Origin of the sequence: Mucilaginibacter sp. (assembly GCF_028288105.1) — a bacterium.
GTDB lineage: Bacteria > Bacteroidota > Bacteroidia > Sphingobacteriales > Sphingobacteriaceae > Mucilaginibacter.
In genome coordinates, this window is the sequence record NZ_JAQBOI010000261.1 from 12,710 (window position 1) to 38,908 (window position 26,199).

Below are 26,199 nucleotides of genomic sequence, written 5' to 3' on the forward strand. Positions count from 1 at the left end.
AATTCCGTCGCTTTTGTTTACTCACTCCAGGGGGAATGTAAAATACAATCACAAAAGTTTTTGCGATGGAAATTAGGTATCATAAAAGCACATACATCAGCTTTGATGTTACCAAACGTAGTTTCTGTTTTATGTTCAAAGCCCGAGAAGAATGTCGGGATGATCTTGTTCTTAAAATCGTTTCTTGGAAAAGCAGCTATAATCTCCTCTCGATTTTCTTCGCTAAGGTTTTCATAACCTTCGCCCATAACATCAAGCCCAACCCCGCTATACATGAGTGCTACTTCGGCTTCTTTATGTTCGGCAATGCCAATGGTGGTATGCAGGGCAATGGTATCCCACACTAATCTTATCGATTCCTGGGCTATGCCATGGCTTTTCAGAAAATCCCTTGCGGCATTAGCGCCATCTACTTCAAAACGTTTATCAAGGCTGCTGTACTTAGGCGTTAACCCAAGATCATGAAATATAGAACTCACATACAGCAATTCGGGGTCGTATATCGACTTATTGCGCTTACCATTGAGTGATGAGAATAGAAAAACCCTTAACGAGTGATTATAAATAAATTCCGTTCCATGTTCCAGTAAAAGTTCAGTTGCTTGGTTGGCTAATGTACTATCGGGGATAATTATCCCGGCTACAGATTTTAATTTGCTAACAGACATTTGATTATTTTTTTATCAAAAGTAGGTTTGTCAGGCAACTGATGGAATGTTAAAACAGGTTAATCACATGCCAATATTTACAAATTGGGTGCGAAAACCTTGTGGTGATACGTGTGAGTTCTTCTTAAAGAAATGGCTGAATTGTTCGGGCGTAGAAAAGTTGAGCATAAAAGCGATCTCTTTTATCGGTTGCGAAGAAAATTGCAATGATCTTTTAGCTTCTGCTATCAGTTGGCCATTGATCAATTCTTTGGCACCATGTCCGCTGCATCTTTTAGATAGATCTGTTAATTTACGTGCCGAAATACCTAACTGGCGTGCATAGTCTGCAACCTCGTGCGAGTTTCGGTACTGTTGACTTAGGAGTTCTAAAAACTGCCCGTATAGCTGATTTTCAAAACTATCATATCCCCTGGCAAGGGATGCATTAACATTTGCCACCTTTATCATTATTATTTTAAGGTAGGCCGCAAGTGCATCTAATTTGTTACTGAAATCTGCCTTAAGATATTCCTGGTTTAACATTTCAAAAAGTAAACTAAGTTCTTTGTAATCTTCATCATTTAAAGGTAGCTGTTGGTTTACCGAAGCATTGTTAAACAATACCGCTTTGCAATTACTCGCGCTTGCCGGTGCCTTTTCCCAAAAACAATCTCCAAACGAAATTTCATATCCCGTGATATACATTCCTGTTTGAAATTGATAGATCTGTCCTTTAGCAATCAGAAGTAATTGGTTATCTGATATCGGAAAACTCAGATCATCTACCAGTAAATTTCCTTTTCCAGACTGAACGAGAATCATCCGATGATAAATTAACCGGCAGGCTATAGATTCAAATTTCTTATCCAGATAATTAACAGAAAAGGAATCTTTTAATTCTTTCTCGAAAACCGATTTGGACATTGACGATAACATACACTCACCCGTAATTAAAATGCAATTTACACTAAATACCTAATCTGACAGGTAAAAATCCTAAATCCGTTGCACCTAACCTATTTAATTTGCCCTTAATTATTGTATTTTCGTTTATGCACTACCTTATAGTTCAGCTAACCTGCCTCCTCGTCATCATTTTGTTAGTTGTGATGATAGCCGAAAAGATTAAAATAGCTTATCCTATTTTATTACTACTGGTTGGTTTGCCATTAGGTTTTGTACCGGCTTTAAGGGGTATCGAAATAAATCCCGAACTTATTTTTGTGATATTTTTACCGCCATTATTATATGAGGCCGCATGGAATACATCATGGAAAGATTTTTGGAAATGGCGCCGGGTTATCTCTAGTTTTGCATTTCCAATTGTTATTCTTACTTCCTGCGTTATTGCTTTTGTTTCGCAGGCAATTATTCCTGGCTTTACATGGGCTACAGGTTTTTTATTAGGAGGCATTATCTCGCCCCCTGACGCGGTTTCGGCCACCGCCATCTTAAAGAATATTAAAGTACCCAAAAGATTAGTAACTATTGTTGAGGGCGAAAGCCTGCTGAACGATGCATCCAGTTTGGTGGTGTTTCGTTTTGCACTTTCTGCTGTTGCCACCGGTAGTTTCGTTTTCAGCCATGCTGCGGTAAATTTTGTGTTGGTTATTATTATGGGTATTGCCATAGGTATTGCTGTGGCCCTGGTATTTTATACTATACACCGCTGGCTGCCAACAACTACAAATATTGATATCGTCCTTACGTTTATTACGCCCTACGCCATGTATATGGTAGCCGAAGAATTCCACTTTTCGGGCGTACTGGCTGTTGTTAGCGGCGGGCTGTTCCTTTCTATTAGGCGGCATAAATTTCTCACATATCGCAGCCGCCTGCAGGGAGTTAATGTTTGGGAAGCAGTAGCATTTGTGCTGAATGGCTTTGTATTTATGCTGATAGGGTTGGAATTCCCGGTTATTATCAAAGGCCTTGGGCCCGATGGTTTAAAGCCTGCTATTACGTACAGCTTGATAATTACCGGAGTGTTAATAGTAACCCGCTTTGCAAGCACTTATGGGGCTACTGTTTTCACCGTATTTATAAGCCGGTACATCAGGGTTGCTGATAGCAGGCCGGGATGGAAAGGACCAACACTTCTGGGATGGGCGGGAATGCGCGGAGTGGTGTCGCTGGCAGCAGCGCTTAGTATTCCACTTGCACTATCATCTGGTCAGGCTTTTCCAAATCGAAACCTAATCCTGTTTATTACCTTTTCAGTCATCATTGTAACGCTGGTGCTGCAGGGATTAACCTTACCGCTATTAGTTAAATGGCTGAATATTCCCGACCGTGATAATGATATTCCATTATCAAAACAAAGGCAGCTGATCAGGAAAAAACTCTCCCACCTTTCCTTAAGTATCCTCAATGATAAATACACTAAAGAAATGGATGGTAATGGCATGCTTAAATCATTAAGCATAAGGTTTAATGCCGACGTAGAGTTATTGAAAGACTGGGAAAAAGAAGACAACCCTGACCTTACCGAAGCTTTTTACAAAGAATATCGTACCATCATGGCTGACTTAATGTATCAACAGCGTACATTATTACAAACGCTGAATAAAAAGGAGAATATCAGCGAAGATCTGATTAGGCAGCAGTTAGAACTTATTGACCTTGAAGAAGAAAAATTACGACAATCCTTTGGCTTGTAAAGTGGCTCGCGGATTAACTACCTAATTCACTTCAAGGATGTTTGATTTAGTTTCGTTGTTTATTTCTGCTGTTTATAAACGCCAATATTTTCTTTGTTTCTTTGGGATAGATAGCAATGTTATGTGTGCGAACTAAATATGGAACAATCATTTTACCCCCCTCCGATTCCACCATTATAACATCAGATGGTGTAGCCGGCATATGGCAATCAATGCAATTTGTTATAAGGTTTTCTCCTAATTGCTCCTTTAATTTACACTGATTATGATTGGCACTTTTATGGCAATTGCTGCAATTAGCAGCGTATATTATCAAATCCGTTTTTTTATTACTATGGGTATTGTGGCAGGTATTGCAATCCATATTGCTCATTAAAAAGCATTTACTGGCAGCAAGCAAACCATTTTGATTACCATGCACATCAATTGTAGCTGGTTTTGGTTCTTGACGAAAAAACTCAGGTTCTTTAAATTTGGCAAGTGTATCCCCTATTTTAAAACTAAAGGTCGAGGTAAGATATCTGTCTTTATTACCACTATGACACACCGCGCAGGCATCTAACTTTTGTGTGCGGGTTAAGCTATTAAAGGATGTTATAAATGTTGCCTTTTTCTCTTTAGGGTGCTCGACATGAAAGGTTATATGCTGCGCAGACGGACCATGGCACCGTTCGCAATCAATACCTAAAATAATTGAGCTTTTGTCAAATTTTGTACTGTTAGACAACCTTTGCGGCTGCCCTTCTTTTTCGCTGATATAAGAGCTATGGCATTCAAAACACCGGGTTACAATTGGCCTTGTATAATTTACTATCCCACCAGCATAACCGGGGCTATTTGTCCAGTTGTTTAAATTTTCGAAATACGAAATTGGCAGTTCAAATAAGCCATCGTTTTTCCAATACAAATAGGTTTCGGCCTTTACGCCACCAAATACAATATCAAATCGTTGCGATTGTATTTCTTTGCCATTTTTGTATGCTACCTGATATACGCCACTGGCTCGTTTTTGCATAACAACTTTAAGGCTGTCACTAAAATTAAAGGTATTTTGCCCCTCTAAAAAGCTACCATGTATGTTATGTATAGATGCCTGTCTGGAACTTATATTGTGCGGGGTATTAATATAATCATCATAAACTTCCTTATGGCATTTTATACAAGCTTTTGAGCCTGCGAAGTTTTGACCCCGCGGGTCAGCACTTTTAGCCGGATTAAAACATTGGGTAAGTATAACTGATAATGGGATAAGAAAGAAAAAGAGCATTAAATAAAGTCTTTTATTTTTCATAGCCATTGCGCATTAAACTTACCAGATATAGGTAGCTACAGCACCTGCTTTTAAAGACGTGTTTACCATTTTTGAGCTATACCTGATATTGAAGTTCTGATCGGTACCGCCAGCGTTTAATACCACCAATACTTTTGAGCCATCTGTATTTTTAAAGGCTACCGTTTGGATATTGCTTAGCAGATCAGACGCTATCCTTACCGCACCCGGCCTCACAAATTTGGATGCATGAGCAATAATATAGTAGGAAACATTACGTGTTATGCCCGTGCCTACAGTAATAGCACCCAAACAGGTTGTGCAACCGCCTACAGTATGGGGGTTCTGATTCGGATCTGAAGCCAGGTTCCATTCAATAACATTACGACTCCAATTACGGGTTGCACCTATTATTAAATTACTAACATGCCAGGACAGATCGCCACCAAAATTACCACCGGCAAATGTAGCTTGTTCTGTAAAATATATATTTTTATCGGGGTACTGATCATGCACAGGGCCTAATGCGTTTATATTACCACCGTAAAGATGAAAAGCAGCTCCATCAACAAAATCTGCTGTGGCTTTATCCGCAAAAATATCGGTTGCATACTCAGGATGATCAGCATTATGATCGTACACAATTATTTTGGTAGTGATACCGGCAGCTTTAAAAGCAGGGCCCAAATTGTTTTTAACAAACTTCCCCTGGTCAACAGATAGCATGAGCATGCTGGGATTATTATAGGCGTTAAGCGGTTCGTTTTGTGGGGTTATGGCATCAATAGTGATACCTTCGGCTTTCATGGCCTGTATATATTTTACAAAGTATTTGGCGTAAGTATCAAAATATTCGGGCTTTAAGCTGCCACCATAAAAGCTATTGTTATCCTTCATCCATGCAGGTGCGCTCCACGGGCAAGAAAGTATTTTAATATTTGGATTAATGGCCAGTATTTTTTTTAGTATCGGCAACAGATCTGCTTTCTCTTTATCCAGGCTAAAGTTTGCTAAGTCTGTATCGCCGTTTACATCGTCGTAACTAAACGTTGCGGCGCTCAAATCTGATGCGCCAAGTGTGATTCGCAAATAACTTATACCAATGTTTGTACCATCCGTTTTAAAAAGCTCGTTCAATAATGCGGTTTTATTTGCATCGCTTAACGAATTAATAAGAGATGCACTACCACCTGTAAGCGCAAAACCAAACCCGTCAATAGGTTGATAGGTTCTTGTGTCATCTACATTAATAGTGGGGTTACCATTGGTATTTGTGTTAAATACAAGTGCAACATTCTGCTGTTTAAACAGTTGCGTTTGGTCTGCCGTGGTAAGCCACATATTAACATCTGTAGTAACTGGTGTTACAGGGGTTCCCGGCGTAACAGGAACTACCGGTTTAGGGGTAGTGCCGGGTGATGATTTACTGCAACCATATTGTACTACTGCCAAACCAATGGCTGTTATTATAAGCAGATATCGCGTAATTTTTTTCATTCTGTTAGGATGCTTTAAGCAAATTATTAGAAAAAAGAGCCCCCTATTAGCCAGGTAAGGCCAATTGATTAATATAAAAGTGACAAGGTTTAGGTTATTAGTTAGTTGTCATTTTGTAAAAACGAACATAGTCTACCTGCATTGATACGGGAAAAATAGAATCGTCGACACCCTTTATGCCACCCCAATTACCACCTATAGCAAGGTTAAGCAGTACATGAAAAGGTTTATCATAAGGCCAGCCTGCTGACCCTTTACCATCGTTTGTGTAGGTAAATATCAATTTATCATCATAATAACCTTTTACAGCTGTTGGTGTCCAATCGGCTCTGTAAACATGAAACTCCGTAAAGGCAGTTGGGATACTAAGCGTACTTGATTTTGAATTACCCGCGTTATACAGTTGGTTATGCACGCTGAAGTGAACATTATTAGGGTCGTAACCAACATGTTCCATAATATCAATTTCGCCCGAGTTTGGCCACGAGCCATAGGCATAATCATTAGGCAGCATCCATATAGCCGGCCAAGTGCCTGTACCAGCAGGAATTTTTGCTTTCACCTCTATACGGCCATAAAGCATATCGCTCCCATTTTTTGATACCATTCTTGACGATGTATAGTTCATGCCACCCATGCTTTCTTTTTTTGCAGTGATGGTTAGTACGCCATCTTTAATCACGGCGTTATTTGTGGTATTTGTATAATACTCCAATTCGTTATTTCCCCAACCGCTACCGCCTACATCATAGTTCCACTTTGTTGGGTCGGGCGCACCGTTGGCATCAAACTCATCAGACCATGCAACTGTACTTTCAAAGCCATAAACTTTAGCCGGCTGTTCAATAGGTTTAAAGGGAGGTAAAACAGGCTCACTCTTTTTAGAGCATGATGCCATACTTAAAACAATTATTGGGCATACCGCTAATAACAGCTTTTTCATATTGTATAATTAAAGTAACAAGGCTGCTTATTAAGCAAGCAACCTTGTACCATTTATAAATTAGTTTATTCCGCGCAGGGTTACTTTAGTAAACTCGATGCCGGTAAGGCCAAGGTTATTACCACCGCTTTTAATTAGCAGATACATTTTACCGGTTGTTGCAGCGGTAACAGTATTGCCGCTACCTGCACACTGTATAGCAGATAATTTACCGTTAAATGCAGTTTTGCCGCAACCTGTCCAGGTGTTGATAGCAAGGCGTGCGCCGCCGTCGCTATAATCTGAACCACCTGGTTGTTGCTTACCAAAATAAACCTCAAACCATGTATCGCTTGCACCACTACCATCTACATTCATATCTATCTGGTATTTACGGCCGGCAACCACATCTATCGCCTGCCAAACTGCAGCATGGCCATAATTACCACCTTTAGCAACCATTTTACCATTGTCGATAGCCATTGTAACACCCGGTGATATTGTAATATGGCTCCAGAAAGCGTCATCGCTGGCTGCCATATTTGAACCAAGCACAAGGTTACCTGCAGATGGATCTGACGTAGCAACATCAATATCCTGAGACGCGGTTTTTATTGCACCTCCCTTGCCTATTGCATGCAGCGTAACGGTATATTTTCCTGCATCCGGAAAGAACACGGTATCAGTTGCTTTACCAATAGGAGGTGTGCCACCTTCTCCAAGGTCCCACTTTACCCCTAATACGCCTTTTGTGTCAGCATTTAAAACGTAATAATTTGATTTACCAGCAACAGGTGTAACAGTAAAAGAAGCATTCAGATCGGTTGATGTTAAGCCATTACCCTCACCAACTTCCTCGGGCTTGCAGCCCGAGGACATTGCAATAGCCATTACACCTAAAGTGCAGGCCTTAATGATATTCAATTTCATATTATTTAAATAAATAGTTAATTACTTAGTACCACCCCACTCTTTACTTTGCTCAAGCTTAGTGTTGCTTAAATCATTAAGTGGTATTGGCAATATTTCATGCTTACCCGCAACAAATCCTCTTGATCCTAATATAGTTGGCGCATCGCCCCAGCGTACAAGATCAAACCAACGGTGGCCTTCACCTGCAAGCTCTAAACGCCTTTCCCTTTTCAGGTTTTCAAATGTGGCGGCTAAGTTGTGGGTTGTACCATCGTTATAAGCCCTGGTGTGTACAGCTGTCATTAAGGCGGTTGCACGGCTTAAATCACCATTACCACGTATTAAAGCTTCGGCTTCCATTAAATAAGTATCTGCTAAACGTATTTCATACAAATTTTGCGGGTAATTCAACTCAGGTGCACCCCCACCAGTGGTTTTATCAGATAAATGACCTGCAAATTTGCCAAGGAAGTACCCGGTATTCATATAACCGGCTGTATAATTGGCTATGCCATTTGCTTTTAAACTATCCAGGTTAGCTACAGTGGCTTTATTTCGCGGATCAAAATGTATGGCGTCAAACAAATTTTTGGTTACTGGCAAAAAGCTATATCCAGAAATGTAATCAGGGGCTCCGGGTAATAGTGGAGTGTACCCACGAGGGCCTACAATAATGTTCAGCACGTTACCTTCTGTACATGCTATACAGCCCCAATCGCCGGCAGACTTTGAAGAGTGGCCAACTTCTAAAACAGATTCGCTGTTAAATTTATTTGAAGTTTTCCATAGGTCGGCAAAGTTAGTTACCAGCTTATAGCCATAAGTAGCATTTGTTTGACCTGGCGTTGAACCATTTACTTCCTTAAATTCAGCCGCAGCTTCGGCCCATTTCTGTTCGTAGAGGTAAACTTTTCCTAAAAGTGCATGTACCGCGCCTTTTGTAAGGCGGCCACCTTCGGTAGCAGCATTAACTGTGGCCGGTAAATTAGGATCAGCAATAGCAGTTTTTAAATCTGTCTCTATTTGGGCATATACTTCGGCCGGTGTAGCCTGTAATACCTGATCTATCTTATCAGCGGCTACAGTCTCTTTTAATAAGGGAACATTCTTAAACAATCTAACCAGATCAAAGTAAAAATAAGCCCTTAATGCTGTAGCTTCTGATGCATATCTGCTTTTTAATGCATCATCCATAGGCACATTAGGTAATTTAGAAAGCAGCACGTTTGCGCGGAATACACCCGAGAAGCCTGCCTTCCATAATTCGTAAGATGGCCCTACCGAAGGTGACAAGGTGTAATTTGAAAAAACCTGCAAATCGTTAATATCAGTGGAGTTGCCCCCGCCAGCATAATGATCATCAGAAGCGGCATCCATTGCATTCTCTTTTGTTACAAAGCCACCGCCCTGCCATCCAACAACGTCATATACGGCTACTAAACCGTTAAACGCCTCTGTTTGGTTCCTATAATAATTTGATTCCAGATCGGTACCTAAAGGCTTTACATCTAAAAAGCTTTTTTTACATGAGGTTACGCCTATGGCACCTATTAAAAAAAACGATAAATATTTTATACTCTTTTTCATTTCTTTATTTAAATTAAAATCCAACACTTAACCCTATCATAAATGAACGCGCCTGCGGATAAAAACCACGATCAATACTATAGCTACCACCACCAATCTCTGGGTCGTAACCTGTATATTTAGTAAAGGTTAACAGGTTTTCACCTGTTACATATACTCTTGCCCTTCTCATGCCTATTTTGCTGATCAATGTTTTTGGAAGTGTATATCCTAATTGCAGCACTTTGATACGGAAGTAAGATCCATCTTCCAGATAATAACTCGAATTAGATGTGGTGTTGTTATTAGGGTCGCCATCTACAACACGGGGCTCGGTATTAGATGTACCCGGACCGGTCCACCTGTTTAAGCGTTTCGTTGTAAAGTTTGAGTTGCTAATATCAAGGCGGTGCAATCCCTGAAAAATTTTATTCCCGGCTTGTCCTTGTCCAAATATTACAACATCAAAGCTTTTGTAGGCAGCATTAAATGTTAAACCATAAGTCCATGTTGGTGTTGGGTTACCAATAAACGTACGGTCCTTATTATCAATAGAGCCATTACCGTCTAAATCTGCCCATTTAAAATCACCAGGTTTAGCATTTGGCTGAATTTTAGTTCCGGTAGCCGATACATAGCTATCAACTTCTGCCTGTGTTTGAAATATTCCGAGGTTGTCATAACCATAAAAAGAGTTATATGCTTCTCCAACTGCAGTACGGGTTACGCCATCCCGTATACCTTGAAAACCGCTGCCATCTCTAAATTTAATTCCGTTAGATAAAAACGTAACGTTATTTTTTATGTGCGAGATATTACCGTTAACATTAAAGTTAAAGTCGCCCACTTTTTTATGATAAGCCAGTTCAAGTTCAACACCTGTATTTTCCATATCACCAATATTGGTTGCCGGATTAGAAATAGCACCAACATACAGCGGAATTTGAGGATTTTGAAGTATGCCCGAGGTTTTTTTCTTAAACCACTCCAACGTCAGGTTAAAATCGTTAAGTAATACCATATCAACACCTACGTTAGTTTGTGCAGTTTCTTCCCAATGTAAGTTAGGGTTTGATGGTGCGTTAGGGCTATAACCGCTTATATATTCATCACCGGTACCGAAGCTATAGTTACGGCCTCCACCAACAGTAGAAAGGAATGCGTTATCGCCGATAGCATCGCTACCTACAATACCATAACCACCACGTACTTTTAAGAAATTAACAACTTCGTTTTTTGGCCAGAATTCCTCTTTTGTTGGCACCCAACCTAAAGAGAATGATGGAAAAGTACCATATTTATAATTTGCACCAAACCTTGAAGAACCATCTCTTCTGATTATACCCTGCAATATGTAGCGCTCATCGTAATCATAATTTAAACGTGCAAATAACGAACTAATGGTATGTTCCTGGCCTTCGCCGCCTGAACCTACCCTGTTTGCCGCTGGTATGCTATAATTTAAGGATGCATCGTTAAAATTATCAACAGGGAGGTTGTAGTAAGTTACACCCTGGGTATAAGTTTTACTATCTGAATATGCTCCCTGGCCAATAAGCACGTTTATGTTATGCTTAAATATATTGCGTGTATAGGAGGCTGTATTTTCAACATTCCAATCAAATCTTCTTGTGCTACCACGAAAGTAACTATTTTGAGATGTAACAGTAGATGAATTAAGATACGCAACCGGGTTAAAGGATTCTGACCCGTAAAACGCCATTTTAGTACCTAAAGTTGATCTTAATTTCAAACCTTTAATTGGCTCAATTTCAGCATACACATTACCTACTATATTATGTGCCCAATTGTAATTACCCAAACGAGTTGAAATATAGGCTAATGGATTGGTGATCTCCTGGCCAACAATTGCTTGCCCGTTTGCATCAACTGATATACCATATGGGTATCCCTGGGCATTTCTTCGAACAGGATTAGTTGAATACGGACTTTTTGAAGCTACGGCTGCATCAGTTATTAATACAGGAGTAGTAGGGTCTAAGTTTAGGGCCGAACTTAAGGGGCCTCCAAATTCGCTATTGGTGTTTCCTAAACCGATTGATTTATTGTAAGTATAACCAATATTTTCGCCAAAGTTTATCCATTTGGCGGGTTTGTAAGTTTGATTTACCCTAAAATTTATCCTTTTATACTTTGATATCTCGGTGGCTACAATACCATCCTGTTGTAGATAACCAAAAGAGGTATAATAGCTTGATTTATCTGTACCACCGCTTACACTTAGCTCATGGTTTTGACGTTTTGCACTATTGTTAAAAATGACAGACTGCCAGTCGGTACCTTTACCAAGCGACGCAGGGTCAGCATAAGGAAGTACGGTACTACCACTTGCAGCAGCAGATTCATTCCTTAATGTTGCATACTGCGTGGCGTTCAACAAATCAAGTTTTTTGGCAGGGGCCGATGTGCCATAATAGCCCGCATAGTTGATCTGCGGTTTACCTTCGCGGCCCTTTTTAGTGGTTACCAAAATTACACCTGCAGCTGCGCGTGTACCATATATAGCTTGTGAAGCCGCATCTTTTAATACTTCAATAGATTGGATGTCTGATTGGTTTAAATATCCAATACCGCCGTTATCTACCACAACACCATCAACAACCCATAACGGATCGTTATTATTGAATGATGTGATACCCCTCACACGTACAGTAGCACCTTCACCGGGTTGGCCATTGTTTGCTGCAATGGTTAAACCAGAGGTACGCCCCTGTAATATTTGCTCTACCCGGGTTACCGGAAGGTCTTCAAATTCTTTTGCAGTAACGCCCGATATAGCGCCGGTAGTTACACTTTTCTTTTGCGTACCATAACCTACTACCACAACTTCGTTTAACCCTCTTACATCTTCAACCAGGGTTATCGATATAAAACCTTGTTTACCAACTGTAACTTCGGTTTTGCGATAACTAACAAATGCTATAACTAAAACTGAGTTTTCATTAGCCACATTTAATTTAAAGTTACCGTTAACATCTGTTACAGTACCATTTTGAGTTCCTTTTTCAAGGATGGTAGCGCCGGGTAATGATAAACCACTTTCATCAAGCACTTTACCTGTAACGGGAATAGATGCTACAGTTTCATCTGCATTCGCAACATTATCATTTGCAGCAGCAGCGCTCTTAGCCGCTTTAATATCAGATGGTTTTCCAAGCACAATTCTGTCCTTCAAAACCTCGTAATCAATGCCGTTACTTTTCAGTAATTCATCAAGTACGCTTTTAAGATCCTGCTTCTCAAAGTTTATAGTTACTTTTTGAGATAGGTTTACAGAGTTTTTACTGTAAATGAATTTGATGTCATTATTTTTCTGCAAGTAATTTAAAACCTCTTGTACAGAAGTCTGCTTAAACGACACACTAACCGTTTTGTCAAGTATGTTTTGAGCCTTTAAAGGGCTTGAATAAGCAATACTGCTTAATAGAACTGCTATCAGGATTTGACTAAATGTAATCTTCATGATTTTAGACCAGGGGATAGGCTTTCGTAAACGAAATTTCATATATTTGTTATGTTTCTTTGTTAAAAATGAGACAATTAAATGCCCGGTACACCATTTTTGGTGCATCAATAGCAGGGCGTTTTAAACTTAGGAGTGCTCGTAACACTTCTAAGTTTCTTTATTTATGGGGTATCTAAACCTCAGGGCTGAGGCATTTTATGAGGGTATCTTATTCTTCATAGGCTTACTGGGTTAATTTGGTTAGTAATTGGTTTAATTAAGTTCTATAATATTTTCTTTGATCTGGTAATTCACGTTAATGGATTTCTTTAAGGCCGCCAGAACATCGGGCAGGTTAAATCCTGCAAAATCTGCATTAAGTATATAATGGTTCAGCTTCTCATCTGCAACCTTTATATGTACGCCATACGTTGAATTAAGTACCGGGATAATCTCGCGCAACGGTTTATTATCAAATGATAGGTTAACCTGGTTCCATATTTTTAAAGCCGGCTCATTAATGATGCCTGCCGGTTTTAAAAGGTGTTTATCAATTAAATAAATTGCTTTTTGATTTGGGTAGAGTATAATTTCGTGCTTCTCTAAACTGGTTGAGAAATTATTGTCCTTATCCCCATTTTTGATACTTACCGAAACTTTACCGGTAATAACAGAAACATCGGCAGTATTGCTCCTATAATTGTCGCGTATTAAAAAACTAGTTCCCCATACCTTGGTGATTATTGACCGGCCATTTATTATAAACGGGCGCTTAGGGTTTTTAGTAACTTCAAAAAAGCCTTCGCCATACATGGAGATAATGCGGGCATTAGCAGCAAATATTTTTGGATACCTTATGTTACCGCCCGGATTTAACCAAATTATGCTGCTATCGGGTAATACAGCTTTGTAAATTTGGGTTGAGTTGTTTGTAATATCCACCTGTTCAACGGTTAACGTAGCAACCGGTGCATGTGTAAATGAAGTTTTGCTTGTATTAAAAAGATAAAAGGCAGTTAAAAATACAGCTGTTATTGCGGCAGCGGCAGACCATTTTATTAAAACAGAATAGCGGAACCTTTTAACAGGTGCTGCCTCTTTTGCAGGAGCTTCAATATTTTCGATAATGCGGTTGTAAATACGCGCCTCTATCTCTTTTTCTTCGGCAACGCTTACTTCAGAAATAAAATCATGCTCGTTTTCAAAAGAGTGATACCATTGTTTTACTAATGTTATCTCTTCCTCTGTACAATCACCATGTAAATACTTTTCCAGTAATTCTACGGGTATAGGTTTCTTCATGAAAAAACAAAAATATTGGTTGGTTTATAAATACTTGACGTATAATTAAGGTGTATCCCCTACTCGTTAATAAAATATTTATTTTATCAGTACGATTATCAGGAGCAGGAAATAATTATTAAGACTTAGACGCAGTCTTTTTAGAGCTTTTGTAAGATGGTTCTCTACCGTTTTTTCGGATATGCCAAGGTGTTGTGCTATTTCTTTATTGGTTTTATGATCAACCCTGCTTAGCTCATAAACCGACCGGCATTTATCTGGCAGCTGGTTAACAATTGAATTGATATTTAATTCCAGGTCCCTAAGCATAATGGCATCTTCCGTTGAATGATCAGCCTCAGAATAAACCAGTTGGAGCGATTCTTTATATTTTAACCTGGTAAGCTCTTTACGATAATAATCTATTACACGATAACCTACGCTTGCATAAAGGTACCCGCCTAAAGTTTGGGTAATACTAAGGGCATATCGTTTATGCCACAAGGCAGTAAATAATTCCTGAACAATTTCTTCGGCTGCATCCTTATTCTTTAAACGTTTATAAGCTTCAGCGTATAATGTTTTCCAATAACGGGCATAGATCTCCTTAAATGCGCCAAGAGAATCTTGTTGCATAAGGTTAATCAGTTCCTCCTCATCAGACTTAGTAAAATTGGTCATGCTATGAATGCACAAAGGTTAACAATATATGATGTAATTATTAACCATCAAACAAAACTCACAAAAAAACAGATAATTACCAAGTTAGGCGTGATGTTTTTTTGAGAGGGTATATTTTGTTTAGCAATACCGATCGTTATAATAAACAATGACCGACCCAATGTGTTATTAACAGGAAAATGTAAAAAGCTATGCTCTCTGCAGTTATTGCCGCTTATGATTATAATGCTGATACGGAAACGCTCACTGTGCGCTATCGGTCTGGCAAGGTTTATAACTACCTGCAGGTACCGGAAAAGGTATATAAAGAGATGCGGGCTACAATGGCTAAAGGCATTTTTCTAAACAGAAACATCAAAAGAAAATATCCGTTCGTCGAAATCAACCCTTAGCTATTATACTTCCCGCACTTTCTTTACCCTCAAAGTAAATAATTTATACTCCTAATTATTTTGGAGGGCATAGCTGCATAAATGTAACTATACTACTTGCCTCGTAAGATTGTATATCTCCGGTTGGGCAGTGAATGCTGTAATTTCTGAATGTAAGGTTCCTTTCGGTATCTCTATTCTTCCACCCGGTATTAATGTTAATTTGTACCCAATCTAAATACTGGCTTTGGCCGCCATCATTTATTAGCTGCATAATGTATTGCGCAAAAATTGATTTTAAAACGCCTTGCTCGTTAAAATCACCTTCGGCTGGCAAGATGCCATTGGTACTCATCTTATTTTTTGTATAATCGGCAGCTAACTTTGCATCATTCAGATAGGCAACGTCTTTTGTTTCTTTATATAACATTACAGCTGCACCTATAGCAGTACCCTGATTGTAAGTATAATCTTCATATCCCGGCGGGTTATTACCTATTTTATGATCGGCCACCCGGCCGTTAGTAGCATCAAACAAATTGGCCTTTGCCCAGTCATATATTGATTTTGCTTTATCCAGATAGCTTGCATCACCGGTTATTTTATAAAGACGCAGTGCCGCGATAACCGTTGGATAATTTATGCATGCATTTTTACCGCTGTGTTTAAAATCCCAGAACATACCGCCATTTGCGCTATCGTACGACCCGTTCCACACACGGTTAAACCCGGCGATAGCCTTTTGCAGATATTCGGGCTTACCGGTTATCTGGTTTGCACGGGCAAGTGCTATAACCCACCACATCATATCATCATAAATAAACCAGGTAGTGGTATTATCCCAATTATATCCATCATACTGGTTAAAACCACCCTGATAAATATCATTAACCCTTATTAATTGCGCGGGATCTTTAGTGCGTTCATAAACGTTCATGGCCATATCCCAGTATATAGCTTGTGTCCATATAGCGGCTAAACCATCTTGCCTGGTAGTATTATAATATAGCTTGGCTGATGAGTTATAAAAGTATTTATTGAAAGCTGTGTACGCGGTTGTTGCGTCAGCAGCCGTGAAATTATTGTTTACTTCGGGTTTATCCGGTTTTTCGATAGGTGCTGTTCCTTCTTTCCCTTTACTGCAGCTTGCCACAGTAATAAACAAACTTGTTAACAGGATATAGAATATTTTTTTCATAGGTAGATTGTCTAATTATTTCTCGTTAGATAATGAATAAGGGGCTTCGGAGGGTTTAATCCCTTTTAGTTTATTGGGCTGTGCCGACATATTAAAGTTGAGCGTAGCACCCTTTAATAATGCGGAGTGACTTAACCAATTGAAAGTATAAGGCTTGCCATTAACACTTAAACTGTTTACATATTTGTTTTGCGAACTGTTATTAGCTGCATTTATGCTGATGATTTTCCCGTTCTCCAGTTTAACTGTTACCTTTTTAAACAGCGGGGCACCTAACACATACTGATCACTTGCAGGCGTAACCGGATAAAAGCCCATTGATGAAAATACATACCAGGCAGATGTTTGCCCGTTATCCTCATCACCGCAATAACCATCGGGTGTGGGTTTGTACATTTTATCTATTACATCTCGTACATGAAGTTGCGTTTTCCATGGCTCGCCTGCGTAATTATACAAGTAGGTCATATGTTGTATGGGCTGATTGCCATGTGCATACTGACCCATTCCTGCAATTTGCATCTCTCTTATTTCGTGAATAACACTTCTATAATAACTATCATCAAATACCGGCGGCAGCGTAAACACAGAATCCAGTTTGGTAACAAACTTTTGTTTGCCACCCATCAGGTCAATTAGCCCCTGTACATCATGAAATACGCTCCAGGTATAATGCCAGCTATTACCCTCGGTAAAGGCATCGCCCCATTTAAACGGATTAAAGGGCGATTGGAACTGACCATCTTTATTTTTGCCACGCATTAAACCGGTTGAAGGATCGAACAGATTTTTGTAGTTCATGCTGCGTTTTCTGTAAACATTTGTTTCTGATGCCGGGCGACCTAAAGCTTTACCCAATTTGTATATCGCAAAATCGTCATAGGCATATTCAAGCGTGCGGGCAGCGTTCTCGTTTATCTTAACATCATAAGGCACATAACCTAATGTATTATAATAGTCTACTCCCCGCCTACCGGTTGCATTAGGGCCGGTGTTACTGGCACCATGTAACAAAGCTTGGTAAAGGGTTTGAATATCATAGCCACGCCCTCCTTTAAGGTAAGCTTCGGCAACAACCGATGCGGAGTTATTACCCACCATAACATCGGCGTAACCTGGGCTGCTCCATTCAGGCAGCCAGCCACCTTCTTTATAATCGTTTACCAGCCCCGCCTGCATTTCTTTATTGATAGATGGATACACCAGGTTTAGGAAAGGGTACAATGCCCTGAAGGTATCCCAAAAGCCTGTGCCTGCAAACATGTAGCCTGGCAAAATTTTACCATTATATGGGCTGTAGTGAACTATTTGATTCTTGCTATCTAACTCATATAATTTATTGGGGAAGAAAAGCATGCGGTACAGGCACGAGTAAAATGTGCGGGTTTGATCTATTGAACCACCATCTACCGTGAGGCGGTTTAACGTGTTATTCCAGATGGTTTTAGCTTTTTGTTTTGTGGTTGCAAAGCTTTCTTTACCCAGTTCACGTTGTAAATTAAGTTCTGCCTGTTCAATACTTATAAACGACGAGGCTACACGCAGGTTTACCGCTTCGCCCTTTGTTGTTTTAAAGCTGATGACTGCACCCGCATGGTCGCCGGTGTATTCCAGCTTACCGTCCTCAATGTCTTTATTATGCCAGGTTGATGCATTCTTAAACGCCTTATCAATGTAGATAACAAAGTAATTTTTGAAATTGGCAGGAACCGCGCCACTGTTACGGGTGCTGTAACCTACTATTTTATTTTCACCCGGGATGATCTTTACGTAAGATCCTTTATCAAAAGCATCTATCACAATATGTGAGCTATCACTTTTAGGAAAGGTAAACTTAAAGCTTGCTGCCCGTTCGGTTGGCGCTATTTCTGTGTTAATATCATAATCTGCCAAATAAACGCTGTAATAATATGGCTTGGCTATCTCCGCCTTATGCGAGAACCAGCTGGCGCGATCGGCTTCGTCAATCTTTATTTTGCCGGTTTCAGGGAAGATAGAAAATTGCCCATAATCATTCATCCAGGGAGATGGCTGGTGAGTTTGTTTGAAGCCAACTATCTTATCGGCATTGTAGGTATACTGCCAGCCGCTGCCCATTTTACCGGTTTGCGGTGTCCAAAAATTCATGCCCCATGGCAATGCTATTGCCGGGTATGTATTTCCGTTTGAAAGTGACGGTTTTGAATCGGTCCCCATCAAGGGATTTACCAGATCGGCCAGGTTTGCCTTATCAATTTGTGCCGAAGCAATTATTGGTAAAAAAGAGAGGGCAATTAAAAATATTTTTTTCATTTAAAAATAGGTGATGAGTAACAGTGCAGCTGATATATCAGCTACACTACACATACACGGGATACCCCATGTATGGTAGCGGTAGCTTTCTTAAACCAACTCCAATAGTTTACCAACTTAAACTAACTTTAATTCCGTCGGGGTTATTTGCAAACCCCAGATATAATGTATTTGAAGACGCATCCCACGATGTTTTCGCATCGGTTATTGCCTGCCCATTGCTATCGGCAACTTTAGTTACCTTAGGTTTGGCGGGCAGCAAAACGCGCATACTGTTTAATGTTTTAATAGGGCTTTTTGCCACAAATGAATAGCTTGCCCCTTGTACTTTTTCGTTATAAACCCGCGCGGCACCGGCTAAAACCTGCGGTTTGGTTTTATTGGCTACCCGGTTAACGTTATATAATAAAGCCTGCTCGCCCGGATTTATCGTTTTTTCGGCAAGTACCGGTAATTGCGGATCGAACAGGTCAATTACAGGTCCTTTAATAATGTAAGGTTTGTTATCAGCGTTTTCATCCATTACCGAAACAACATCATAAGGCCCACGCTCCAGGTAAAGGCTGTTTTTGAATACCAGCTTACCGGCTTTAGCATCGTTTTCGTAACCTTGTTTTACAAGGTCAATAAACTTAGTATCGGCATTAGCTTCTAATACAAACTCTTTTGGATTTTGCCTTACTATGTAAACCGTTCCTTTGCCAACATTAAATTTCTGCTTGCCTGTTGCTGCATTTATATTAAACAACTTAAAAAGGTGTTGTGAAGGGGCTGTAAATTTATTCCCTTTGGTGTTCCACCACTCCATTACTGATTGGTAAGGATCATCATCGCGACCGCAATAAATTAGAACACCGCCTTGTTTAACCCAAGCCGCTAACGAAGCGTGCACAGCCGGCGAAACAGGTTTCATGTTAGAATAGCTAACTACCAATACCTTAATGTTTTTTAGCGAAGCGGCATATGACAAGTTTTCCATGTGCACGGTTTGCACCGGTACACCACGTTTTAACAAAGGCAATGTTTGCCCGTAGAAGTTAGAGAACTGAGGATCTTCGAACCCGTTATGTGTAGGGAACCGTTGAAACATTAATGAATTACTCATTAACACGCCTACCCCATTAACACCTGTTACTTTATTAGTTGATGCCGGCATACTATTCAGGGCATTTACCATTATCTGCATTTGGGTTGAATAGTATTGTGGTATTAGCACCTTCTCGTTACTGTTGGCCACTTTGTATGGGTGGGTATAGATCCGCTCTGGCCATGGCATTACCTCATAATCGGCAACCATTGGGTACAAAAGCTTTGCGGTAAAGGTGGCCTGATAATTCTTCTTATAATCGCTCCAGTCGCGTGGCCAGTCCTCAATAGGATCTGTCAGGAAAAACATTTTGCGTTTGGTTGGCGCGGTCATAGATACCATTGAGCCATACTCCAGAAAAGCATTTTCAAATACTCTTTCCTTTTTCTGTCCATCAAAATATGTTGGTTCGCGTGAGGTGCCTGTCCATACCTGGGCTATATAGCCATCAATTCCGGGCAATGATGCAAGGCTGGCTTCGGGGCTAACAATTTGCCATGATGAATAGTTAACCAGCGAGTGTGTGGCAATGAACACTTTAATGCTTTTCCCCTTGCTTTTACCGTAGGCTTTGGCATAAGATGATACTTCTTTAATAGCGTTATAATACAACTGGTATTTTAACTTACTGGAGAGGTATGTATTCTCGGCCGACTCATGCTGCGGTTTCCACGGAAAGCCATAGTATTTTTGCCATTCCTCTTTAAATGGCGCGCTATAACCTGCCCTTGCCCAAAACTCGGGTTCTTCTAAAAAAATATTAGTTATTCCTACATCTATCACCCGTTTTATAACGGCGGTTTTCATGTATTCAATAAATGATTTAACCGGTACAACATAGGGCATATCTTTACCGTGGAATATGGTATCGCCTTTTTGTGTTACCTGGCCCACGCCAAGGTGATTAATGCCATCCCACTTACCTAAAAAGTAGTCTTTGTAATCGCCCCAGGCTATACCTGTCATAAAATTTGTTTGGTAGCCGTGGTCGCGCCATGATTGTACACGCTGTTCAAAGGTCATCCCTTTACGATCGTTAACACCGTAAACGATGGCGATATCAGACCGTACGTCAATTTCTGGCATCCATGGGCTGCTGGTTTGAAAAGCAGTTTTTTCTTTTAAGGGGACCGGCTTGGTTGTTTGTGCATTTACACTAATAGAAAGTGCAATTAAGCAGCAAGAGGATAGAAGTTTTTTCATAGAGGCTATTTTATAATCCTGCTTAAGAACTTTAATATTCTTAAGCAGGTGGTAATAGGGTATCCTAAGGAACAGTTACAGTTTTAACATCGGTATAATTGTAATATTTGAGCCCATAATTAGTTCTGGCCCCAACTCTTAAAAAGTATTCTCTTTTTGTTGGCAGTGGGCCACCCTTTGTGGTTAATGTTATGGTTTGCCCTACCTGTGCGTTCGCTTCTGATCCGTTGTAATCAATTTGTGGCGAGTAACGGTTATCGAAATTATTATTGCCAACAAATTTGTTTGAATTTACAAACAGGTGTACATCAGTTATGTCCTGCTGAAAGTTTGGATCAGTAGTGCCACGGGTAAATTTAAATGATGCAGTTACCGTACCATCGGGGTTCAAAACCGGCTCGCCAATCCATTCAATCCTTAAAAAAGGGTCTACAGAAAAATTAACGTTTGTTGTACCTTTAATATCAACTGTTTGGCTTTTATCAATAATGGTTGCTCCGCTTGCGTCTGTTTGCACCAGGGGCACAAACGCGCCTTCGGCACTTATTACATTTTTCCCGGCAAATAACTTGGTGTAGTTAAATGTACCATCCTGCATAGAACTGATATAAAAAGGTGTGGGATTATCGCTCCAGCTTATTTCCATCAGCTTTATTCTTGTTCCACCTCCCCCATTTTCGGTTTGTAAGGTTTTATTTGTACCCGCGTCAATTACGCTTCCATTAAGGGTTTCGGTAGGATCCGGGTAATTATCTAATTTACTGCAAGAGCTGCCGGCCACGGCAACTATGCAGATCGCTATCATATAGAATATCTTTTTCATTCTCTTATTATTAATAACCTGGGTTTTGTATTAATTTTTGACTTTTTTGGATCTCGCCATTAGGAATTTGCTCATAATACCAGCGTACATCAAATGTGTAGCGAGAGTTTCTTTCGTCGGTACGTGCATCAAAGAAGTACTTTTTGTCGTTTGCAGAATAAAATGGCATTAAAACCCTGTAAATGGTCGAATTTTGTTCCTTATCAGCAACTCTCCACCTTCTCAAATCCCACCAGGTTTTATTCTCAAAGCCTAATTCTTTCCTTCTTTCAATACGGATGACGTTGACATTTGTTAGATCTGCCGCGCTGGCCAACATGGTTGCACCTGCCCTTTCACGGATCTGGTTTATTTCCATAAAAGCGTCTTGCAGATAAGCTTTATCATTTTGGCCAAGTGCGTTCAGTTCATAAGCTGCCTCAGCACGGTTTAATAATACTTCTGCATAGCGCATCTCAATCCAAGTTTGGTCTGAACGATTTTCCAGAACCTCTGAAGTAGGTTTATCAGGTACCAGAAGTTTACGGACCGAAAAGCCTGATATAGCAGCAGTTCCATCCCCTGTAAATACACCACTTAAACCTGCAGGGTTCATTGTTCCACCACCAGGTAGGTTATATGGTGTTTGGCTGGCGTTTGATGATTGCACAATATTGGCGGTTGGATAATTAGCTGTTGAACCGGCCGGCAACAGCGGGCTTATACCACCTGCAGAACTACCTGTGTAAATTCCGCGGCGGATCTCGATGCTTTGACCTTTAAATACATCGCCCGGCAAAATAACGGTTGCCCTTAACCTTGGTTCGGCATTAGCAAACAGATCAACAGTATTGGTATACAGATCATACTTGCCGCCTGTTGTTGTTTTAATAGTTCCGTCGGCATTTTTAGGGATACCATCAAACATTTCAACAAAATTTAAGGTAGGGTTAACCTCGGAAGAGTAGCCGTTAGCGCCCATTAACTGCCTCGGAACATTGTATGAATCATACCCATGTACAGACTCGGGGTAGTGATATTGCCTTACAAAAATATTCTCGGGGCTGGTTTCATCAAAAAACAGGTTAACATAATTTTGGTATTGCGCTTCTTTATCACCCGCCGCCCAGGCTTTTTTGTACAGGCTGTACTTATTTTCTAATAACAAGGCAGCATCATAAGAGGCTTTAAAATAAGTTATCGCTTTGGTTGAAGGTATACCGCACACCCTTTTTCCGGTAGCGTCTACCAGGCTTATCTGGTTATATTTAGCAATAGAACCCGCATAAAGCATTGCCCTTGACTTAAAAGCGGCTGCTACGTATTTATTAGCACGGCCCACCTGGTTAGATTCGCTTAAATTTGTATAAGCGTAATCAAGGTCGGCAGCTATAAAGTCGTAAACTTCTTCTTCTGATGAACGGGCTATATTCAAATCATCAACATTTGATGTAGGGAATTGCAATACCTGCCCAACAATAGGTACACCGCCATAACGTTTCGCTAATGCAAAATAGGTTGCCGCACGTATAAACCGGGCTTCGCCCATCCACGAATTAACCTCGGCAGGTGTGTAAGTAGCAGCATATTTAGGCATGTTTTCTAAAAAATAATTAACATCCCTTATTAATTTATAGGAATCACCCCATGGCGATTCGTCTACATTTTCCTGCATCGCGCTTGACTGATCCCTGCTTAATGCTTCGCCGCTAACAGCGCTGAACGGGCTTATTATCCAAAAGAAATTTAATCCTCTTTGTGGCGAGTATCTAAAATCTTCAATTGGCAATTCGCTGTAAATACGGGCCATATAAGCCTGTATACCACCCTGACTTGTGAAGACGTCTTTATCCTGGACTATATTAATTGGAGGTACATCGAGCTTTTTACAGGCGGTTGTCCAGCAAACCAAAAAGCATAATACTGTATATGTAATTTTTTTCATGATCTTAAATTTTATAACTTAACATTTACGCCTAATGAAAACGTTTTGTTGAGTGGATACAAGTAACCATAAGTGCTTGACGGATGCTCCGGATCAAGATATTTTAAGCCTGTGAAGGTTACGATGTTATAACCGTTCACAAATATCCTGGCTCCTTTTATACCTATCTTTTTTGCAAAATTTGATGGTATGCTATAGCCAAGTTCTGCAGATTTTAACCTTACGTACGAGGCATCCTGTATATTGAACATGGAATTAACGTCGGCTGTAGTACCTGTAAGGGCATATGCACCCGGCACCCATACGGTATTTGGATTGTAAGGGTCGGCATTAGGGTCGGCCGGGTGATACCTGTCCATAAACTGGCTCAGTGCGCTACCTCCACCCCATAACGGTATATTCAATTGCTCAATATATGACACAGTTACATTTGTTGCACCCTGCCATAATGTATTAAAATCAAACCCTTTGTACGAACCGCCAAGCGTTAAGCCAAACGTGGTTAAAGGCGCGCTGTTGTAAGCTATAGGGTGTACATCATCGCCGGTTATTTGCCCGTCGCCGTTCCAATCTTCGTACCTGTAATCGCCTACTACCGCATTGCGGGATGTAAACTGTGGATTGTTTAATATATCCTGATAGTTTTGATACTGGCCGGCAGCCCCATAGCCCCAATAAATATTGTTCCATCGGTCGCTCTGGTTATTATGCCAGTTTAGTTGTGAGTTACCTGCACGTGCCTGTACAACCGTGCGGTTTTGCGTACGGCTAAAAGCAAGGTTCCCTTTTACAAAGTAGTTAAAGGCACCGATATGATTACGGTGATTCAATTCTATTTCAAAACCCTGGGTTCTGTCGCTGTTCAAATTTTCTTGCGGAAGGTCTGCACCAACAACGCTTGGCAGGCTTAATGCCTGGGTTCCTAATAACCCGGACCTGTCACGTCTGAAAACGTTAAAAGTTGCGCCTAATAACCCTTTCCATGCTTCAAGGTCGAAACCAATGTTATAGGTTTCGGCATTAAACCAGGTTAAGTTAGAATTAGCGATGCCTAAGCTCTGCGCGCCATTTACAAATGTGCCATCGAAAACAGACCCCGGAGGCAATTGATTATTTGAACCATTAGCCGGATAACGATAACCGGTTAAAAACTGATAGGCTAAAGCTGAATCATCACCAACCTTTCCGTAAGATGCCCTGAACTTCAAGTCATCAATAAATGATAGGGCCGATGAGTTTTTCCAGAATTCTTCCTGCGAAATTCTCCAACCTATAGATCCGGCAGGAAAAAAGCCCCATTGTTTAGTTGGCGAAAACCTTGAAGAACCATCATTCCTGAAGCTAAACTCAGCAAGATATTTTGATTTGTAATTATAGTTAACACGACCAACAATAGATTTATTTACATAATTGTAAATATCGCCCGAGTTGGCTGAACCGATCTGGTTTGTGCTGCTGCCAGAAAACAACTGATCAACCGCTAAAGCAAGTTCGCGCTGTGCATAGAAGTTATCCTGCTGGCGATTACTTTCTTCATATAACAACAAGCCGGTTATATTATGATTACCAAAAGAATGATCATAGTTAAGGGAGAATTGTGTTAAAGTACTTGGCCTTTCAAAAAACTCACGCCTAAACGTAGCAGGTGTTTGATTAGGCACAGCCCCGTAACTGTCTGTATTAGCATCATAATTATATTGATTGTATGATTTTTGATAGATCCTGTTACTTGAATTATAATAATCGTAGCTGAACAAGCCTTTAGCACTTAATCCCGGTACAAAGGGTACATTATAGGTGGCAGACACCTGCGATTGGAACCATTTGTTATTATATACCTTGTAACCGTTAACATCGGCATCTGCAAGGGCAACGGGATTTGAACCATCAACTTGCCCATTATTAAAATAATCGGGGTTATTATTGGCATAGATAGATTGTGTTGGCACCTGCCTCCAAAATGATCTGATTATCCACCAAGCATCCTGGTATGGCTGGTTCTTCTGATCCATTGTACCATTAATGTTAAGATCTACGGTAAGATTCTTATTTATCCTGGTAGATATATTTGACCGCAGGTTATATCGCTTATAATTAAGATCGTCGCTACGCAAAAAGCCCGCCTGGTTGGTAATACCCATACTAATAAAGTAGTTGGTATTCTCGTTACCGCCAGTGGCATTCAGATTATGCTGTGATTGCGGTACACGATCTTTAATTACAGGTGTGTACCAATCAGTACTTGTTCTGCTGCCATTTCGGTAGGCTTCAAAATCAGCGTCAGAATACTTTACCTGGCCGCCATTTACATTATGCAGCAATTGCTCGTTAACCAATGTCATAAAATCAATTGCGCCTACTGCTTTTGGCAAGCCGGAAGGGACTTGAAAGCCATA

The 26,199-nt window shown here is 40.3% G+C and carries 18 protein-coding genes; 2 read left to right on the forward strand and 16 right to left on the reverse strand.

The genetic code is table 11. The features are described 5' to 3' along the window. Nucleotides 1–17: 17 nt before the first annotated feature. Entirely contained in the window at nucleotides 18–668 is a 651-nt protein-coding gene (locus JWQ85_RS17655; RefSeq protein WP_299470326.1) for an HD domain-containing protein, read from the reverse strand. Between the two features lie 63 nt (nucleotides 669–731). Next, nucleotides 732–1,574, reverse strand: a complete 843-nt coding sequence (locus JWQ85_RS17660) for a helix-turn-helix domain-containing protein (protein ID WP_299470327.1) — start codon at nucleotides 1,572–1,574, stop codon at nucleotides 732–734. 128 nt (nucleotides 1,575–1,702) lie between these two features. On the opposite strand from JWQ85_RS17660, the gene JWQ85_RS17665 reads away from it, so the two are divergent. Beyond that, nucleotides 1,703–3,310, forward strand: coding sequence for a Na+/H+ antiporter (locus JWQ85_RS17665; RefSeq protein ID WP_299470328.1), 1,608 nt, complete (start codon nucleotides 1,703–1,705; stop codon nucleotides 3,308–3,310). Nucleotides 3,311–3,356: 46 nt separating this feature from the next. Here the strand turns inward: JWQ85_RS17665 and JWQ85_RS17670 are convergent, their stop codons facing one another. The 8 genes from JWQ85_RS17670 to JWQ85_RS17705 all read right to left on the reverse strand — a co-directional run bounded on the left by JWQ85_RS17670 (nucleotide 3,357) and on the right by JWQ85_RS17705 (nucleotide 14,905). Next, nucleotides 3,357–4,601, reverse strand: a complete 1,245-nt coding sequence (locus JWQ85_RS17670; protein WP_299470329.1) for a multiheme c-type cytochrome — start codon at nucleotides 4,599–4,601, stop codon at nucleotides 3,357–3,359. Between the two features lie 18 nt (nucleotides 4,602–4,619). Continuing rightward, on the reverse strand, nucleotides 4,620–6,077 hold the full coding sequence (locus JWQ85_RS17675) for a glycoside hydrolase family 30 beta sandwich domain-containing protein (RefSeq protein WP_299470330.1): 1,458 nt from the start codon (nucleotides 6,075–6,077) through the stop codon (nucleotides 4,620–4,622). A 97-nt stretch (nucleotides 6,078–6,174) separates the two neighbouring features. Beyond that, the gene (locus JWQ85_RS17680) at nucleotides 6,175–7,020 is read right to left on the reverse strand and encodes a glycoside hydrolase family 16 protein (protein ID WP_299470331.1); all 846 of its coding nucleotides are present in this window, start codon (nucleotides 7,018–7,020) and stop codon (nucleotides 6,175–6,177) included. Between the two features lie 60 nt (nucleotides 7,021–7,080). Next, a complete protein-coding gene (locus tag JWQ85_RS17685) occupies nucleotides 7,081–7,929 on the reverse strand; it encodes a hypothetical protein (RefSeq protein ID WP_299470332.1) in 849 nt (282 codons plus the stop codon). A gap of 21 nt (nucleotides 7,930–7,950) precedes the next feature. Further along, nucleotides 7,951–9,498 (reverse strand): RagB/SusD family nutrient uptake outer membrane protein, encoded by a 1,548-nt coding sequence (locus tag JWQ85_RS17690; RefSeq protein WP_299470333.1) that lies wholly within the window; start codon nucleotides 9,496–9,498, stop codon nucleotides 7,951–7,953. Nucleotides 9,499–9,511: 13 nt separating this feature from the next. Next, entirely contained in the window at nucleotides 9,512–12,961 is a 3,450-nt protein-coding gene (locus JWQ85_RS17695; RefSeq protein WP_299470334.1) for a TonB-dependent receptor, read from the reverse strand. A 255-nt stretch (nucleotides 12,962–13,216) separates the two neighbouring features. Beyond that, nucleotides 13,217–14,245, reverse strand: a complete 1,029-nt coding sequence (locus tag JWQ85_RS17700) for a FecR family protein (protein WP_299470335.1) — start codon at nucleotides 14,243–14,245, stop codon at nucleotides 13,217–13,219. Between the two features lie 78 nt (nucleotides 14,246–14,323). Next, a complete protein-coding gene (locus tag JWQ85_RS17705) occupies nucleotides 14,324–14,905 on the reverse strand; it encodes an RNA polymerase sigma factor (protein WP_299470336.1) in 582 nt (193 codons plus the stop codon). Nucleotides 14,906–15,096: 191 nt separating this feature from the next. Here JWQ85_RS17705 and JWQ85_RS17710 point away from each other — a divergent pair, with 191 nt between their 5' ends. Next, complete coding sequence (locus JWQ85_RS17710; protein ID WP_299470337.1) at nucleotides 15,097–15,297, forward strand: KTSC domain-containing protein; 201 nt, start codon at nucleotides 15,097–15,099, stop codon at nucleotides 15,295–15,297. A 55-nt stretch (nucleotides 15,298–15,352) separates the two neighbouring features. Here the strand turns inward: JWQ85_RS17710 and JWQ85_RS17715 are convergent, their stop codons facing one another. From JWQ85_RS17715 to JWQ85_RS17740, 6 genes are all read right to left on the reverse strand, one after another. Next, complete coding sequence (locus JWQ85_RS17715; RefSeq protein ID WP_299470338.1) at nucleotides 15,353–16,474, reverse strand: glycoside hydrolase family 76 protein; 1,122 nt, start codon at nucleotides 16,472–16,474, stop codon at nucleotides 15,353–15,355. A gap of 15 nt (nucleotides 16,475–16,489) precedes the next feature. Further along, nucleotides 16,490–18,766, reverse strand: coding sequence for a GH92 family glycosyl hydrolase (locus tag JWQ85_RS17720; RefSeq protein ID WP_299470339.1), 2,277 nt, complete (start codon nucleotides 18,764–18,766; stop codon nucleotides 16,490–16,492). A gap of 109 nt (nucleotides 18,767–18,875) precedes the next feature. Further along, entirely contained in the window at nucleotides 18,876–21,056 is a 2,181-nt protein-coding gene (locus tag JWQ85_RS17725) for a hypothetical protein (RefSeq protein WP_299470340.1), read from the reverse strand. Nucleotides 21,057–21,120: 64 nt separating this feature from the next. Beyond that, a complete protein-coding gene (locus JWQ85_RS17730; RefSeq protein WP_299470341.1) occupies nucleotides 21,121–21,879 on the reverse strand; it encodes a DUF3823 domain-containing protein in 759 nt (252 codons plus the stop codon). 10 nt (nucleotides 21,880–21,889) lie between these two features. Further along, on the reverse strand, nucleotides 21,890–23,803 hold the full coding sequence (locus JWQ85_RS17735) for a RagB/SusD family nutrient uptake outer membrane protein (protein WP_299470342.1): 1,914 nt from the start codon (nucleotides 23,801–23,803) through the stop codon (nucleotides 21,890–21,892). A gap of 11 nt (nucleotides 23,804–23,814) precedes the next feature. After that, on the reverse strand, nucleotides 23,815–26,199 hold a 2,385-nt coding region (locus JWQ85_RS17740), incomplete at its 5' end, for a SusC/RagA family TonB-linked outer membrane protein (protein ID WP_299470343.1).